1 protein-coding gene is annotated in these 546 nt (G+C 67.0%); it reads left to right on the forward strand.

Going from position 1 to position 546, the window contains the following annotated elements:
* Positions 1-91 (forward strand): hypothetical protein (locus tag F6Q13_RS20030; RefSeq protein WP_293060166.1); only part of this gene is annotated, 91 nt, incomplete at its 5' end.
* Positions 92-546: the final 455 nt, after the last annotated feature.

A 546-nucleotide genomic window follows, 5' to 3' on the forward strand; every position in this document is an offset into this window, starting at 1 on the left:
GGTGCCCCCCTGCCCGGGGCCCACCGGCGAACGCGCCCACTGGTGGTGGTACGAACCCTTCCAACCCCAACCACCACCGTCGACCAACTAGGGTGGCTGCCGCCACACCCAAACAGGGTGGGGCATAGCGAAATTCGTTCGGAGATACCAAGACCGACAACCAAACCCGCTTGTATCTCGTCGTTACTCACAGTCGACAGACCTACAGCCACCAGGACGAGGCGGCGTCCACGTGCCGACGTGCACGGTGGCGGGCCAGCCTGTCGTCACCCCGCCCGATCGCGTCGGTGACTCCCAGGTGCGCGCGTCGGAGCTCGGCACTGGTCCACTGCCGGCGCAACAGTTCGGGCAGGATTCGCGACAACCCCAGCAGGGCGTTGCCGGCCGGCCCGGGCTGGTGCCGCGGATGATCTCAGCCTCGATGCGACGCGCGATCTGCGAAGCGCGTTTGTCGCGCTGCTGTTCATTACCCAATGACGCACTCGCCCAGATCAGCTCAGCATGTCAGCAGCATGCATCCGGCGATCGGGCCGCCGCCCGCGGCGA

Source organism: Mycobacterium sp. (assembly GCF_008709575.1).
GTDB lineage: Bacteria > Actinomycetota > Actinomycetes > Mycobacteriales > Mycobacteriaceae > Mycobacterium.